Source organism: Caballeronia sp. LZ032, assembly GCF_031451315.1.
In the GTDB taxonomy this organism is placed as follows: domain Bacteria; phylum Pseudomonadota; class Gammaproteobacteria; order Burkholderiales; family Burkholderiaceae; genus Caballeronia.
Map to the genome: position 1 here is coordinate 180,445 of NZ_JARUXP010000004.1, position 14,207 is coordinate 194,651.

A 14,207-nucleotide genomic window follows, 5' to 3' on the forward strand; every position below is an offset into this window, starting at 1 on the left:
GCTCTTACTTCGCCGCGGCCGCTTGCTTGCCGATGCCGCACGCCTTGAACGCGTCCTTCTGGAGATCGCGGAATTTCCTGGTCTGCGCCTTGGCGCGGTCCACGCGGAATTCGGCGCCGCCTTCGCCGCCCAAGGTGGCGTACTTCGAGAAGGTGGACTGCTCGACGAAGTCGTCGTAGGTGAGCACCTTGGCGATCCTGTCGATGGCGCACGAACACTTGTACACGTTGACGAAGTCGTGGCCGTTGTCATCCATGCAGCCGAGCACGTATTCCACGCGCCCTTCCGTCGGATAGTTGTGACTCTTCACGGGCGCCGCCGCCGCGTCGCCGCCTGAGGCGCTTGCGGCGAATGACAGCGGTGAGATCAGCGAGAGGCAGGCGAACACCGTCAGCGCGCAGCAACGTGGGGTCATGCGAAGAGCCTCGTAGTCGTCGTGATGGGGCTTCGGCCGGTGCGCGCCGGAGCGCTGCCCGCACCAGCCGAAGATTGGATCAGCTCGGCGAGAACGGATGCGACATCGTTCCCTTCTTCGATACTACCTCCTTCGCCGACGGCTCGCCCGCCACCGCGCGCGCAAGCGCTTCCTTGGTCGCCTGATAGTTGAAGTCGTGGATCTTCTGGTCGTTGTCGGCTTCCCAGTGGATGAAGACGCCGACGCAGATGAACAGGTCGTCGGCTTCGTCGGCGGGAATCACGCCGCCTTCCACGCTGTCGGCGACCGCCATGGCCACCGCGCGCTGCGCCGGGCCGAACATCTGCACGGCCTGCTTCGCACCCTTGATCGTCACCTTGTTGAAGAGAATCGTGTTCGGCTTGGTCAGCAGATTCGGCGCGACCACGGCGAGCAGCGACGTGAAGCCATCCTTGTTGTTCGTGAGCGCGTGGCAGAACGCGGTCTCGGCAGCGGAGCCTCGCGGTCCGATGATCAAGTCGATGTGTGCGACCTCGTTGCCATCGCCGACGAGCGATTCGCCTACCATGACGCGGTTGATTTTGGCCATGCTGTTCCTCCAGTGAGTGTGGTTCTTGGGACTAGCGACATGCACTCGACTCGCGACGGCGTTCCCCAGCCGTCCGAGGCTCGCGGTTCGACCGGACTTTCGACGCGACCGCACAACCGGGAGTCTCCTAACAGGTTCCGTGCCAATTTTTTGTCCCGCGCAGCCATTGCTCGCGAGCGAGATCACGACGCGGACTGGATCGTCAGCGCGACGAACAGCGTCGCCACCGCGAGGTCCGCGCTCGTGCCGGGATTGATGCCGCGCGACTTCAGTTCTTCATCCCAGACATCGAGTGCGGCGGACTGCGCGGGGCATCCCGCGTCGCGCCAGCGGGCGCGCTGCAAAGCGGCATCGCGGGTGACACTTTGCGCCGGCGCCGCGCCGTGCTTGCGCACAATGTGCGAATCGGGCCAGCGCGAGAGAAACATCAGGAATGCGTCGAGCATCGCGCGTTGCTGTGCGTCCGGCGTTATCGCTCCTGCCGCATCGGTACTGGCGGCGAAGACATCCGCGAAGCCTTCCGCGTATTGACGCGCGATGCTGTCGCGATCGCCGGCGAGCGCCATGGCCGCGCGCAGCGTGACCGTGGGCGGCGCGTGCACCGATTGTTCAGACGCTTCGCCCAGCCCGCCCGGATTCGCGAGCGCGATGGCCCGATAGGCGAGGCGCGCATCGTCGATGTCCAGTGCGTCGAGCACGCGGCCGGTGGCGTCATGCCAGCGTGCGGCGGTCACGGGTTCGTCGGATGGCAGAAGCTCGAGCGCCGCGCTGAGCGGCGCCGCCAGCAGCACGATGCCGAGATTGGTATTGCAGCCGACACTATCGACGCTGCGTTGCACGGCTTCGAGAATGCGCGCGCCCACGGACGCGCGCGCGATGAACAGCCCCGCGGCCGCGGCCTGCGCGCTCTCGATGAACTGCGTCGCGGTCATCCCGTGCCCCGCGCTGGCGACGCTCACATTGCCGGGCTTGCGCGTCTCGACATCGAGCTCGCACGCGCGCAGGAACGCGACGCGCGGCGGCTCAACGCGGTCCATCGCCGCTGGCGAGCAGGAGTGCGCCGCGCGACTCGGGCAGCTTGCGCGCGAGGAGATCGTCGACGAGCAGTGCGGCGATATCCACCGGCGTCACGCTCTGCAAGCCGCGCCATGCCGCCACGCCGTTCACTTCGAGCACGACGGGGGATCCGTCGCGCGACGGCATCAGATCGACACCGGCGTAATCCAGCCCGAGCGCCTGCGTGGCGCGCACGGCGATCTGCGCGAGCTGCGGCGTCAATTCGGCGGGCTCGCAGTGCGCGCCGCGCGCGAAGTTATGGATCCATCCCGCGCCGCCGAAGCGCTTCATCGCCGCGACGGCCTGCTTGCCGATCACCAGCACGCGCCAGTCGAAGCCCGGCTCGCCCGCATCGACAAAGCGTTGCAGATAGGCGACCTGGCTGAACCGCCTGAGCGACGGCAGCCGCACGCCGGGCTTCTTCAGTCCCTTGCCCTGCGAACCGAACAGCGGCTTCATGACCACTTGCCGGCCCGCCGCCGTCTCGCGCATCAGCACGCGCTGCGCGTGCGCGGCCGATTCGCCGGCCCAGGTCGCGGGCGTCGGCACGCCGTAGCGATGCAGCAGGAAGCTTGTCATCGACTTGTCGACGCTACGCTCGATCGCGCGCGCATCGTTATAGACCGGCACGCCGCTTTCCCGCAGCGCGTGCAGGATGCCGAGCCGCAAAGTCACCTGCTCGAAGGTGCCCCCCGCGATGCCGCGCACGAACACGGCGTCGGGCAGCGTGCGGCCGAAGCCGGGAATCGCCAGGCCGTGCGGCGTCCAGGTCGTGTCGATACGGCATTCGGCCAGATCCACGCAACGCGCCTCCACGCCGCGCGCACGGAACGCCTTTTTGAGCCGGCCGGTGTGCCAGCCGGTTTCGTCAGTCATGATGGCTACGCGCGGCGTCGCCGGATTCACGACGCGTCTCCGAGCCATTGGGCGTCGAGAAGCGCCTTGTCCACCTTGCCGCCGTGCCAGGTCTTGCCGCTTTCGAGGCTCGACACCCACACCTCGGCGGGAGCGAACAGCGCGGCATCGATCTGATAGAAGTCGTAGTTGAAGGCCGTGAAGATGTCCGCGAACGGCCGCCCGTAATCGCGCGCATTCGACGACGGCAGTTCGGCGGCCAGGCGCTTCGCCGCCGCATCGCTTTTCACGGTCAGATGCACGCGGCCGCCATACAGGATGGCGTCGTTGGTGCGGCCCATCGCCTGAATGCCGTCGGGCGCGGGCGGCGGCAACGGCGCGCTGCCGCTGCCTTCCACGATCTCGCCGAGATCCACGCCCAGCACGTGCGTCTTGTGCAGCGCGACTTCCACGACTCGCGCGACGACCTGCACCGTGCCCGCTATGGACTGCGTCGGCGTGACGGCGATCACCAGCGCTTCCGGGGCGAGCCCGCAGTCGCCCAGCACCTTGTCGATGACGACCTGCGGCGGCACGCGGTCCACTTCCATCACCAGCGCGCCGCGCGCGTGCCGGTCGCGATAGCCGAGCTCGTCGAACAGCGCTTCCTTGCCGGCGAGCGCGCGCGCCGGTCCCGAGCCCAGCGAGAAAAATTTCTTGCCGCCGGTCTGCTCCTTGGTCGCGGAGAGGCTCCAGCCCGCGTATTGGCTCGCAAGACACGCGAGCACCGGCTGGCTCGTGTGTACTTCGATGAAGGCAGGCCAGAGCGGCGCGCCATCGAACGCGGCGCGCCGCGCGACCTGCCCGAGGCCGCCCATGCAGATGCGCGCGATCAGCAGGCCCGCCTCCGCGCTGCCCGGCGCTGCGACGCCCGCATCGACGATGACCGTGCCGCCTTCGGTGCGCGCGACGTGGACGCCGAGGCGCGCGGCGTCATCGACGAGCTGCGCGACGAGCCGCTCGCTCGATGCATTGACGCTCAGTGCGGGCGGCGTGAAGGAAGATGAGCTCATGAACGGGAGAGGGTATCGATACGTTGCAGGAGGCGCGCGTGTTCGCGCTCCATCGCGTCGCGCAGCGCGGCGAACGCGGGCGCGGTAAAGGTCATCGTGCAGACCGGCATGCCCGCTTCGATGCGCGCACCAGGCGAGGGCACGTCGTGGCAGGCGGGGTCGGCGAAGCAGGCGTCGCTGAATTCGCGCGACACAGTAAAGCCTGTGGGCGCGAACACCACGCGTTGCCCGGCGAACAGCGGCGACGGATGCGTCATCGCTGCACAGCCCTGTGCGACCTGCGGCAATTCGCCGTGCAGGCAGGCATCCAGATGCGCGCCGACCAGGCCGCGCGGCCAGGCGTCGGGCCAGACGGTTTCGTAGAGCGCCATCGTCGATGACGGCCGCGCGTTGATTTCGAGCACGCTGAAGTCGTCGCCGTCGAGCAGGAAGTCGATGCTGTTCAGCCCCGTCAGGTCCGTCTTCCACACGATCGCCTCGATCGCCGCGATGACGCGCGCCGCCGTATCGGCGGGCAGCTGCGCGGGTCCGAGCGAACCCGCATGCACGAACGGCAGCCGTCCCGCCGCGACGGTCAACTGCTCGGCAAAGCCGATCACCACGGCTTCGCGATGCGCCGCGACGAACAGCGCGGACATCGGGCGGCCCTGCGCGAGCCGCTGGAAATAGGCGCGCGGCACGGTGCGATCGACGTCGCCCGCCCATTCGACATGCGTGCCGCCGCAGCCGTCCGGCCGCTTGACGAGCCAGCCTTCAGGTCCGGCAGGCGCGGCGAAGCTGACTTCCGGATGCGGGATGCCGGCTTCGTCGAGCAGGGCGAAGAAGCGCCGCGGGTCGCGCACCGCCAGCGCCTGCGCCCCGTTGCCGATGAAACGCGGCACGCCCGGCGCGCGGCTCAGCTCGTTGGCGAGCGGCTCCAGCCCGCTCGTCACGATGAGCCCGAGCATGCGCGGCAGGCGCGCGGCGTGTTCGAGCGCATCGTAGAGCCGCGCACGGTCGATCGACAGGCCGTTGCCGTCCGGCTTGCCGATGTCGAACCACAGGCCCGCATGTTCGCGCGTATCGCGGTCGCCGAAGATGTCGAGCGCCACGACATTGAGCCCGGCCCGCGCGGCCGATTGCGCGAGCAGCCGCGCCGACAGGCCTGCCACGGCCACGCGCGGCGCGCGGGCGCTTACGTGCGCCATCATGAACCCTGTCCGCCAACGATCGCGCGGGCTTCGTCGAATGCTTCGGGAAAGCCGAGATAGACCGGCTTGCCGCCGGTGCGCATGCGCAGGAAAAGCCGGTGCTCGGCCTGATACTTGACGTTGCCGATCGCCAGCGCGCCGATGCCCACCGCGTCCTGACGCGCCGCGCCCGCGAGCGGCTTGCCGTCGTCCATGACGTTGACGCCCGCGATGCCTTCGGGCGGCACCGCGTTGACGTCGGCGGCGATCAGCAGGTTCTTCGCGTGTACGAGATCGGCGGCGCTCATCACCTGCACGCCCGCGACGGCCGTCGCGAACACCACTTCGGCGCGCGCCAGCTCGCGGTGCAACTGCTCCGGCGAACCGGTCGCGACGCCCGTCGTGGCGATATCGAAACGCCGGTTGACTTCGTCGCTGACCTGCGTGGCGCGCGACTGGCTCGAATGGCTCGCGACGACGACATCGGCGCCGAGCGAGGCCGCCATCGCCGCCGCCACGCGTCCGACCGCGCCGGTGCCGCCGAGAATGAGGACGCGCTTGCCGCCGAGATCGACGGAATGCGCGGCCTTCAGGTGCTTCTCAGCGAGCGCGACCAGCGCGGCGGCGGTCGTGTAGGCGCCGCTCGGGTCCGCGAAGACCGAGACCTCGAAGGGCGGCACCATCGCGTGGCGGGCTTTTTCGAGCATGTCGGCGGCGAGCATCACGTCGCGTCCGCCGATGAAGATGCCGGTGCGCGATACGCCTTTCGGCCCGCGCGAAAAGATCGCGTCCTGCGTGAGCTGCACGACGCTGCCCTCGTCCACGTTGCAGTACGGCACGAGGATCTGATAGCCGGCGTCGGCGGCCATGTTCACGTCGAACGGGCTCATTTGCGGCGTGCTCGTGAACATGTGCAGCACGTAAGGTCGTTCGGTGGCTTCGGGCATGGCGGTGGACTCGTGTGGGTATTGCTTTGAATCGCTTGAAATCGATTGAAGCTGTTGTGTGCCGAAACGCCCTTCAGGCCGCATCCGCGCCGCGCTGTCCCGGCGCCGCCGCGCGCCATGTCGCGCCGCGGTTGCGCGCGGCGGCGATGGTGTAGTTCAGCGATGCGCCCGGCGCGGCGCGTCGGGCGGCCGCGAGCGCGCGCTCCGCATCCTGCGCGCTCTCGACGAACGCGAAGCCCACCGGTCCCCACGAGGTCTGACCGATGCCGGCTTTCTGCTCGGCCGCGACGGCCTCGATCGCGCGCGCGACAGCCGGGCTCGCGAAGACGCCGCCCTGCACCGGCGCGAAGTACTCGCCGATGGTCTGCTGCAGGTCGCACAACGCGTCCGCGAAGGGCGCGAAATCGCGCTCGGCGACGGCGGGCAGGATCCGCATCAGCACCAGATGACTGAGGTGTGCAGCGAGGTACGCAGGGAACGGCGCGAGCGAGGCGAGCCCGCGCTTCTCGTCATCGCCATGGAGTCCTTCGCGCGAGGTGTCGTCGATGAGCAGCACGCGCCAGGCTTCGGGAAAATCCTGACGCGCGATCAGCGGCGGCAGGAGCGTGCCGGCGGCGCGGCCGCCATCGACGATCAGTCCGCCATGATCGAAACCATGAATGCCGATACCTGAACGCAGGCCGCGCGAGAGCACCCGGGCGATGTCGGCGGAGCTCGCGTCGAGGCCGCGCACGCGGGCGAATGCCGTGCCCAGCGCGAGCGCCAGCTGCGTGCCGGAGCCCAGGCCGGTGTGGGCGCGCGGAGTGTCATGCAGTTCGATGTCGAGTGCCGGACCCGCGCCGAAGGCTGCGTGCAGCGCCGCGAGATGCTGCTCGATGCGCTCGCGCTGCGCGACGCTCGCCGCGCCGTCGATGCCGCCATCGATGCGTCCATCAATGCGTCCATGATGTGCCGCTGCCGGAGCGTGCCGCACGGTAAGGCAGGTACTGTGTGCATCGATGGCCAGGCCCACGCTGCCGAACGCGCGTCCGAGCGAGGCGTTCGGATCGATGAAGCCGAGATGCAGCCGCGCGGGAGATTCGACTGTGATCGCCGAGGGAGGGGATAACCGTCCGGGAGAAGTGGGCATCACGGTCTGTGGTCGAGGCCAGGGGAACCGCGAACATGCAAATGCTGTACCAGAATGAGGAAGCGCGCCGGGCGCGTTCATGGCTGATGTACGAGGACGATCACGCGAAGCGAGGGCTTTCGAAACACCGCCCTCGCTTCGCCTTTGCCGCTAGTCGTACTTGATATAGCGGAAGCGCTGATCGTCGGATGGCGTGCCATCGAGCGGGCCGTCTTCCTTGCCGGGTTGCCAGTGCACCACGTCTTCGATCTTCCGGGCGAGCGTCAGGTCCTTGTCCGTGATGCCCTTCGCCGAATGCGTCTTCAGCTTGACGATGACGAACGCATACGAAACCGTGAGATCGGGATGGTGCCACGCGGCTTCCGCGAGATGGCCCACGGTATTGACCACCATCAGCGTCCCTTTCCAGCCCTCGGTCTTGTACTTGCGCCGCAGCCACCCGTCTTCGAGATACCAGTGTGCGAGCGGACCCTTGAGTTGCTGCTTTACTTCCTCGTCGGAATACACCTTTTCGCTTTGAGCCATGACAAGGCCTCCATGAGATGAACATGCTGGTCGAGTATGCGCCGCGCCGGGCGCGCCCATCATTGCATCCTATAGAAAACCCTCAAGGCAGGCGCGATGCACCCTTGCTGCGCAGCGTCATGTCACGCACGCGTCCGCCATGTCCCGTCACGCCTGATGTTTCGCGTATTTGACACAGTATGTGTCGCCATCCGACATCGATCTCACCGCACGCGACAGCAAGCTGCGCCAAATTCCCGATTTCAGGCGGCCATTTAAAACCGGCATGGAATATGCAATTCGCCTCTCTACGCAAACGCCCGGCAATGAACCGGACGACGCGCAACCCGTTACCTGCATTTGAAGGCGCGCACGATGCAACCCGGTAGCGTGTTCATCCTGGGTCGGAAGCATCACCATTCTGGAGGAGACATGAACTTACGCACCCTGGTTCTTGGACTGGCGGTGGTCGCGACGGCAGGCCTGAATTCCTATGTCGCTCAGGCCGACTCGCAACTGGACAGCCTGATCAAGAATCCCTCGAACTGGGCGGCGCAGGCGGGCGATTATTCGAATCACCGCTATAGCACGCTCAAGCAGATCAACGAAAACAACGTCGGCAAGCTACAGGTGGCCTGGACCATGTCGACCGGTGTGCTGCGCGGCCACGAAGGATCGCCGCTCGTCATCGGCGATACGATGTACATCCACTCGCCGTTCCCCAACAAGGTCATTGCCATCAACCTGAAGGACCAGACCTTCATCTGGCAATACCAGCCCAAGCAGGACAATCAGGTCATTTCGGTGATGTGCTGCGATACGGTCAACCGTGGCCTGGCTTATGGCGACGGCAAGATCTTCCTCCAGCAAGCCGATACCAAGCTCGTCGCGCTCGACGCCAAGACCGGCGACGTCGTCTGGACCGCGCAGAACGGCGATCCGAAGAAGGGCGAGACCAATACCAATGCGCCGCACGTCTTCGGCGACAAGGTGCTGACCGGCATCTCCGGCGGCGAATTCGGCGTGCGCGGACGGCTCGTCGCGTACAACATCAAGGACGGCAAGGAAGCGTGGAAGGCCTACAGCGTCGGCCCCGACAACGAAATGCTGATGGACCCGCAGACCACCATGACGTGGACCGACGGCAAGATGGTGCCGGTGGGCGCGGACTCGTCGCTGAAGAGCTGGCAGGGCGACCAGTGGAAGTACGGCGGCGGCACCACGTGGGGCTGGTACGCATGGGATCCGAAGCTGAATCTTGTCTACTATGGCTCGGGCAATCCGGGCACATGGAACCCGACGCAGCGTCCCGGCGACAACAAGTGGTCGATGACCATCTTCGCCCGCGACCTGAACACGGGACAGGCCAAGTGGGTCTACCAGATGACGCCGCATGACGAATGGGACTACGACGGCGTCAACGAGATGATCCTCTCCGACCTGAACATGGGCGGCAAGAAGGTGCCGGCCATCGTTCACTTCGACCGCAACGGCTTCGGCTATACGCTGAATCGTCAAACGGGCGAACTGCTGGTCGCGCAGAAGTACGACCCGGCGGTCAACTGGGCCGACAGCGTTGACCTGAAGAGCGGCCTGCCGATCCGCAACGCAAGCTACTCGACGCAGAAGGCCGGTCCCGATCACAACGTGAAGAACATCTGCCCCGCGGCGCTCGGCTCGAAGGACCAGCAGCCGGCCGCTTTCGATCCGGGTTCGAGCCTGTTCCTCGTGCCGACGAATCATGTCTGCATGGACTACGAGCCGTTCCAGGTCGACTACGTGTCGGGTCAGCCGTTCGTCGGCGCCACCTTGTCGATGTTCCCGGGCCCGAACGAGAAGGGCGCGATGGGCAACTTCATCGCGTGGGACGCGGCCAAGGGCAAGATCGTGTGGTCGAAGCCGGAGAAGTTCTCGGTGTGGTCGGGCGCGCTCGCCACGGCCGGCGGCGTCGTGTTCTACGGCACGCTCGAAGGCTACATCAAGGCGGTGCGCATCAAGGACGGCAAGGAGCTGTGGAAGTTCAAGACGCCGTCCGGGATCATCGGCAACGTCTTCACGTATCAGTACCAGGGCAAGCAGTTCATCGGCGTGTATTCGGGCATCGGCGGCTGGGCCGGCATCGGCATGGCGGCGGGTCTCGAGAAGTCGACGGAAGGCCTGGGCGCGGTCGGTGGCTACAAGGACCTCGCGAAGTACACGGCCCTCGGCGGCACGCTGTTCATCTTCGCCATCCCGAGCTGATGCGCGTTCTCTGACCTGAGTGAAGGGCGCGGCGGCTGCAAGGGCCGCCGCGCCGCGCTTCCCCCCATTACAAAGACATGTTCAAGGAGTCAGACGTATGAAAGGCCGATCACTCTTGATGCTGGCGATGACGCTCGCTGCGTCTTCCGCTTCGTTCGCGCAAACGCCTCCTCCGATGCCTGCGCAAGTGAAGCCGGTCGCGTACAAGGTCGTCGAGGGCAACAAGGTCGACAGCGACACGCTGCAGGGCTGGAAGACCTGGCGTGCACTCGCATGCGAACGCTGTCACGGGGCGAAGCAGGAAGGCATGGTCGGCCCTTCGTTGATCGACGCTTTCAAGACGCTGGACAAGACCGAATTCCACCGCACCGTGTTCGGCGGACGCGTGGACAAGGGCATGCCGGACTTCAGCACCAGCCAGATGATGCAGAAGAACTGGGAAAACCTGTACGCGTATCTGAAGGGACGCTCCGACGGCAAGATCAATCCGGGCGACTTGCAGGCGATCGATGCAAAATAAGGACGCGCGCCGCACGCGAATGCGGCCGACATCCGATGATTGCTTTCAACCCGGAGGTGCTTCGATGTCCAGTCGTCATGCAAGCCGCGCCGCTTCGTTTCGATTCCTCGCCGTGCTCTGCGCGGCGTGCGCGACGTTCCCGGCGCAATCCGCTTTTGCGCAGGGCGCGGGCGGGCCGCCGCCCAATCTGCCGGACAACGACGGCGCGGACGGCGTGCTGCGCGTGTGCGCCGATCCCAACAACATGCCGCTCTCGAACAAGAAGGGCGAGGGCTATGAGAACAAGATCGCGAGCCAGATGGCGAGCGACTTCGGCTACAAGCTCGAATACACCTATTGGCCGCAGCGCATGGGCTTCGTGCGCAATACGCTGCGCGAGAAGGTGCCGCAGAGCGAGCGCTTCAAGTGCGACCTGATCATCGGCGTGCCGAAGGGCTATGAACTCACGGCAACCACGCGGCCCTGGCTGCATTCCACCTATGCGATGGTGTTTCCGAACAAGCCTGAATACGCGAGCATCAAGTCGCCGACGGATCTCATGAACCTGCCGCCGGACCAGTTGAAGAAGATGAAGCTCGGCATCTTCGTGAAGAGCCCCGCGACCGACTGGCTCCTGACCCACAACCTGCTCAATCAGGCGGTGTCGTATCAGGGGCAGAGCGGCGATCCGGAAGCCTTTCCGGGCGAGATGATCGAGCGCGACCTGGCCAAGGGCGACGTCGATGCGGCGTTCGTCTGGGGGCCGATCGCGGGTTACTTCGTCAACCGCTCGGACAACAAGGTGCGGCTGGTGGCGTTCCCCGCCGGCCAGCCGATCCGTTTCGACTACGAGATCTCGATGGGGGTGCGCTATGGCGAAAAGGCGTGGCGCGACAAGGTGGACAACTGGATCGCATCGAATCAGCCGAAGATCGACGAGATCCTGACCAGCTATCAGGTGCCCTTGCTGCCGTTGCAACCGGCCTCCGCGCAATGAAGCGGGCACTGGGCGTTTGTGTTCTCGCGTGCGCCGCGCAGATGCTGACCACGGCGAGGGCGGCGGATGCGCCCGCCGCGTCCGCGCCGGCCGTGCAGATTGCGCCGGCGGAGCGCTTGCTCTTCATGCAGCCGCATCTGAGCGGCGTGGAGCCGCAGACGGAACTGGATTACGCGGTGGATTACTCCGGGCCGCCCGCGAAGGTGAACGACACGGTGCGCGTGCTCGTCATGAGTCCCGGCAACAGCCACAACGACGCGCGCGTGACCGACCGCACGGGCAACGTCAACGTGCCGGGCGGGCTGCCTTGCAATCCGATGATCATCTACTTTCTCGAACATGACATCGCAGAGATGGAGCAGCTGACGGGCGGACAGCGGCGTTACTTCCAGCAGCGCGTGCGGATGGCGCTGGCGGCGGGTCCGGCCATCACGCCGGTGTCGAGCGAGTCGCTCGGGCTCGGCAAGCATGCGAAGGCACAGCAGATCGTCATCCAGCCTTACCTGAACGATCCCAACGCGGACCGCTTCAAGAAGTACCTCGCCAAGCGCTACACGTTCGTGATGGCCGATGACGTGCCCGGACACCTGCTGATGATCCGCACGGAAATCCCCGGCGACGGCGGCGACTTCGCGCATCCGCTCGCGAAGGAAACGCTTGCGTATCAAGGCTCGCTCAAGAACATGAGCACGCCGGGCGGAGGACCGGTCAAGCCGTCCAACGCGCCTCGCGCCAGCAATTGAGTTGAACGGTTGAGCGGGATGTCTCGCGCTTCTCTTCCGACCTTCCTGCGCCATCCCTGGCCCGACCGGATCCCGAACTGCGGGACGAACCAGCTGTCATCGGCGTGCCATATGCCGATCCCCGCAGCAAACCACGCGCGCGCTAAGCAACGGCAATAAGCCGGTTACCACGGCGCCCGCGTTACCTTCATCCCGTGGAATTCGTCGATGACCTGTCGGGCGCCCGGCTGCGCAAGGTCATCTGGACGCCCATTCGTATAGCTGAACAAACGCGTGAAGCGGGGTGATCGGACGATCAACGTTCGGTCCCGTGGACGTTCGTGTTCCCGACTTTCGAACGAACGCCCATCGCGCACGATGGCGGCAACGTCAAACGGTGCTGCCGGGCCTGAGCAAGTACATTGCGCTTGGCTATCTGCCGGACGATGCGGGCATCGTCATTGATTCCAGCCATAGCAACGGCACGTCTTCGACGACCCTGGAATATGCGAACGATTTCGCCGTCTCGCAGTTCGCGCAGGCCATGGGCGATTCGACGAACGCCACGAAGCTGCTCGCGCGCTCGCACAACTGGGCCAACGTGATGAAGTCCAACGCGACCAAGCTGAACGGCGTGTCGGTCACGCAGCTCCAGCCACGCAACCAGAACGGCACGTGGCCGGCTTACACGACCACCGACCCCGTGGAAGGCACCGCCGAGGAATACACGACGTGGCAGCCGCTCGCCATGCTGAAGACCGAGCGCGCCGTCGCCGGCCTGGGGCGCGTATTCGTCCGCGACGCCGCAGCCGCCTTCACCGGGGGGAAGCGAGTTCTGAGGTTTGCCGTGCGCGGGTAGGAGCAGGACCGTGCTTGTACCGGGTTTTTCGGGCCGATTCGCTGGAGTAGAATCGGCCCGGCAGGAACCGACCTCAAGCAACGGACCTCGGCACGGAGAAGCACGATGGCGAAGTCGATCACCATGCGCAAGGCTTCTCCGATCACGACGCCACTGGCGCTCCGGCCAGAGGGCGCGCGTTCGTGAACTTCATCCGCTCCCTCACCCTCCGGCAGTTGCAGATCTTCGTCATCGCGGCGCGTTGCCCCAGCTTCGCGCGCGCGGCCGAGGAACTGCACCTGACGCAGCCCGCCGTATCCATGCAGATTCGCCAGCTCGAAGACGCCATTGGCCTGCCGCTTTTTGAACGCGTGGCGCGGCGCCTCGCACTGACCGAAGCCGGCGAGCGCCTGTCGCATCATGCGAGCCGCATCCTCGGTGAAATAAAGGACGCCGAAGACGCGATGATGTCGCTCACGCAGGCGGACAGCGGCTCGATTGCGGTGAGCATCGTCAGTTCCGCCACCTACTTCGCGCCCAAGCTGCTGGCGCTGTATTCGCAGCAGTATCCGAAGGTCGATGTGCACTTCTCGGTCGGCAATCGTGAAACGCTGCTGCGTCTGCTGCAGGACAACGCCACCGATCTCGCCATCATGGGCCGTCCGCCGCCCGAACTCGGCACCACCGCCGAACCGCTCGCCTATCATCCGCATGTGATCGTCGCGCCGCTGTCGCATCCGTTGCGGCACGCACGCGGCTTCGACCTGCAGGAACTCGCGCACGACACCTTCCTGCTGCGCGAGCCCGGCTCGGGCACGCGCGCGGTCGCGGAACACGTGTTTCGCCAGAACCTCTTCGTGCCCGCGCGCAGCGTCACGCTGGGCAGCAACGAAACCATCAAGCAGGCCGTGATGGCCGGCATGGGCGTGAGCCTCATTTCCTTGCACACGCTGTCGCTCGAACTGCGCACCGGCGAAATCTGCATCCTCGACGTGAACGGCACGCCGGTCGAGCGCACCTGGCAACTCGTGCATTCGCGGTCCAAGCAGCTTTCGCCGACCTGTCTCGCGTTTCGCCGCTTCCTGCTCGAACACGCCGAGCCGTTCCTCGAACAGGAATATGCGCCGTTCGGCGTGCGCCGCCCGAAGCGCCTCGCGCAAGCGGGCGGCGCGTGATGGGGACGGCATCGCGCGG

The 14,207-nt window shown here is 66.0% G+C and carries 15 protein-coding genes; 6 read left to right on the forward strand and 9 right to left on the reverse strand.

The features are described from left to right. Positions 1 to 4 precede the first annotated feature (4 nt). The 9 genes from QCE69_RS28805 to QCE69_RS28845 form a co-directional block, all read right to left on the reverse strand. The gene (locus QCE69_RS28805; RefSeq protein WP_309925595.1) at positions 5 to 415 is read right to left on the reverse strand and encodes a hypothetical protein; all 411 of its coding nucleotides are present in this window, start codon (positions 413 to 415) and stop codon (positions 5 to 7) included. 79 nt (positions 416 to 494) lie between these two features. Then, positions 495 to 1,004, reverse strand: coding sequence for a formaldehyde-activating enzyme (gene fae / locus QCE69_RS28810; protein WP_309925597.1), 510 nt, complete (start codon positions 1,002 to 1,004; stop codon positions 495 to 497). Positions 1,005 to 1,186: 182 nt separating this feature from the next. Further along, on the reverse strand, positions 1,187 to 2,041 hold the full coding sequence (locus tag QCE69_RS28815; protein WP_309934368.1) for a triphosphoribosyl-dephospho-CoA synthase: 855 nt from the start codon (positions 2,039 to 2,041) through the stop codon (positions 1,187 to 1,189). Next, a complete protein-coding gene (locus QCE69_RS28820; RefSeq protein ID WP_309934369.1) occupies positions 2,028 to 2,984 on the reverse strand; it encodes a RimK family alpha-L-glutamate ligase in 957 nt (318 codons plus the stop codon). The genes QCE69_RS28815 and QCE69_RS28820 overlap by 14 nt, the downstream gene beginning before the upstream one ends. Further along, on the reverse strand, positions 2,963 to 3,967 hold the full coding sequence (mch, locus tag QCE69_RS28825; protein WP_309934372.1) for a methenyltetrahydromethanopterin cyclohydrolase: 1,005 nt from the start codon (positions 3,965 to 3,967) through the stop codon (positions 2,963 to 2,965). Before mch ends, QCE69_RS28820 begins: the two co-directional genes overlap by 22 nt. Next, on the reverse strand, positions 3,964 to 5,157 hold the full coding sequence (locus QCE69_RS28830; protein WP_309934373.1) for an ATP-grasp domain-containing protein: 1,194 nt from the start codon (positions 5,155 to 5,157) through the stop codon (positions 3,964 to 3,966). Before QCE69_RS28830 ends, mch begins: the two co-directional genes overlap by 4 nt. Beyond that, the gene (locus tag QCE69_RS28835) at positions 5,154 to 6,083 is read right to left on the reverse strand and encodes a methylenetetrahydromethanopterin dehydrogenase (RefSeq protein WP_309925606.1); all 930 of its coding nucleotides are present in this window, start codon (positions 6,081 to 6,083) and stop codon (positions 5,154 to 5,156) included. The genes QCE69_RS28830 and QCE69_RS28835 overlap by 4 nt, the downstream gene beginning before the upstream one ends. 73 nt (positions 6,084 to 6,156) lie before the next feature. Next, positions 6,157 to 7,212: a beta-ribofuranosylaminobenzene 5'-phosphate synthase family protein gene (locus tag QCE69_RS28840; RefSeq protein WP_309934376.1), complete on the reverse strand. Its 1,056-nt coding sequence runs from the start codon at positions 7,210 to 7,212 to the stop codon at positions 6,157 to 6,159. Positions 7,213 to 7,362: 150 nt separating this feature from the next. Next, entirely contained in the window at positions 7,363 to 7,737 is a 375-nt protein-coding gene (locus QCE69_RS28845) for a 4a-hydroxytetrahydrobiopterin dehydratase (RefSeq protein WP_309925609.1), read from the reverse strand. A gap of 411 nt (positions 7,738 to 8,148) precedes the next feature. Here QCE69_RS28845 and QCE69_RS28850 point away from each other — a divergent pair, with 411 nt between their 5' ends. The 6 genes from QCE69_RS28850 (at position 8,149) to QCE69_RS28875 (ending at position 14,188) form a co-directional block, all read left to right on the forward strand. Then, entirely contained in the window at positions 8,149 to 9,957 is a 1,809-nt protein-coding gene (locus QCE69_RS28850; protein ID WP_309925611.1) for a methanol/ethanol family PQQ-dependent dehydrogenase, read from the forward strand. 97 nt (positions 9,958 to 10,054) lie between these two features. Further along, a complete protein-coding gene (locus QCE69_RS28855) occupies positions 10,055 to 10,477 on the forward strand; it encodes a c-type cytochrome (protein ID WP_309819264.1) in 423 nt (140 codons plus the stop codon). A gap of 64 nt (positions 10,478 to 10,541) precedes the next feature. Further along, a complete protein-coding gene (locus QCE69_RS28860) occupies positions 10,542 to 11,453 on the forward strand; it encodes a substrate-binding domain-containing protein (protein ID WP_309934378.1) in 912 nt (303 codons plus the stop codon). Then, a complete protein-coding gene (locus tag QCE69_RS28865) occupies positions 11,450 to 12,196 on the forward strand; it encodes a hypothetical protein (protein WP_309925615.1) in 747 nt (248 codons plus the stop codon). The genes QCE69_RS28860 and QCE69_RS28865 overlap by 4 nt, the downstream gene beginning before the upstream one ends. Positions 12,197 to 12,572: 376 nt before the next feature. Next, on the forward strand, positions 12,573 to 13,034 hold the full coding sequence (locus tag QCE69_RS28870) for a glycoside hydrolase domain-containing protein (protein ID WP_409021244.1): 462 nt from the start codon (positions 12,573 to 12,575) through the stop codon (positions 13,032 to 13,034). 182 nt (positions 13,035 to 13,216) lie between these two features. Continuing rightward, positions 13,217 to 14,188: a LysR substrate-binding domain-containing protein gene (locus QCE69_RS28875; protein WP_309819274.1), complete on the forward strand. Its 972-nt coding sequence runs from the start codon at positions 13,217 to 13,219 to the stop codon at positions 14,186 to 14,188. Positions 14,189 to 14,207: the final 19 nt, after the last annotated feature.

What these genes read in the sequence shown, in the direction of transcription:
- QCE69_RS28840 (WP_309934376.1), bottom strand. Translation starts at nt 7,212, where the DNA reads ATGCCCACTTCTCCCGGACGGTTATCCCCTCCCTCGGCGATCACAGTC.
- QCE69_RS28865 (WP_309925615.1), top strand. Translation starts at nt 11,450, where the DNA reads ATGAAGCGGGCACTGGGCGTTTGTGTTCTCGCGTGCGCCGCGCAGATG.
- QCE69_RS28830 (WP_309934373.1), bottom strand. Translation starts at nt 5,157, where the DNA reads ATGATGGCGCACGTAAGCGCCCGCGCGCCGCGCGTGGCCGTGGCAGGC.
- QCE69_RS28845 (WP_309925609.1), bottom strand. Translation starts at nt 7,737, where the DNA reads ATGGCTCAAAGCGAAAAGGTGTATTCCGACGAGGAAGTAAAGCAGCAA.
- mch (WP_309934372.1), bottom strand. Translation starts at nt 3,967, where the DNA reads ATGAGCTCATCTTCCTTCACGCCGCCCGCACTGAGCGTCAATGCATCG.
- QCE69_RS28805 (WP_309925595.1), bottom strand. Translation starts at nt 415, where the DNA reads ATGACCCCACGTTGCTGCGCGCTGACGGTGTTCGCCTGCCTCTCGCTG.
- QCE69_RS28815 (WP_309934368.1), bottom strand. Translation starts at nt 2,041, where the DNA reads ATGGACCGCGTTGAGCCGCCGCGCGTCGCGTTCCTGCGCGCGTGCGAG.
- QCE69_RS28860 (WP_309934378.1), top strand. Translation starts at nt 10,542, where the DNA reads ATGTCCAGTCGTCATGCAAGCCGCGCCGCTTCGTTTCGATTCCTCGCC.
- QCE69_RS28850 (WP_309925611.1), top strand. Translation starts at nt 8,149, where the DNA reads ATGAACTTACGCACCCTGGTTCTTGGACTGGCGGTGGTCGCGACGGCA.
- fae (WP_309925597.1), bottom strand. Translation starts at nt 1,004, where the DNA reads ATGGCCAAAATCAACCGCGTCATGGTAGGCGAATCGCTCGTCGGCGAT.
- QCE69_RS28835 (WP_309925606.1), bottom strand. Translation starts at nt 6,083, where the DNA reads ATGCCCGAAGCCACCGAACGACCTTACGTGCTGCACATGTTCACGAGC.
- QCE69_RS28820 (WP_309934369.1), bottom strand. Translation starts at nt 2,984, where the DNA reads ATGGCTCGGAGACGCGTCGTGAATCCGGCGACGCCGCGCGTAGCCATC.
- QCE69_RS28855 (WP_309819264.1), top strand. Translation starts at nt 10,055, where the DNA reads ATGAAAGGCCGATCACTCTTGATGCTGGCGATGACGCTCGCTGCGTCT.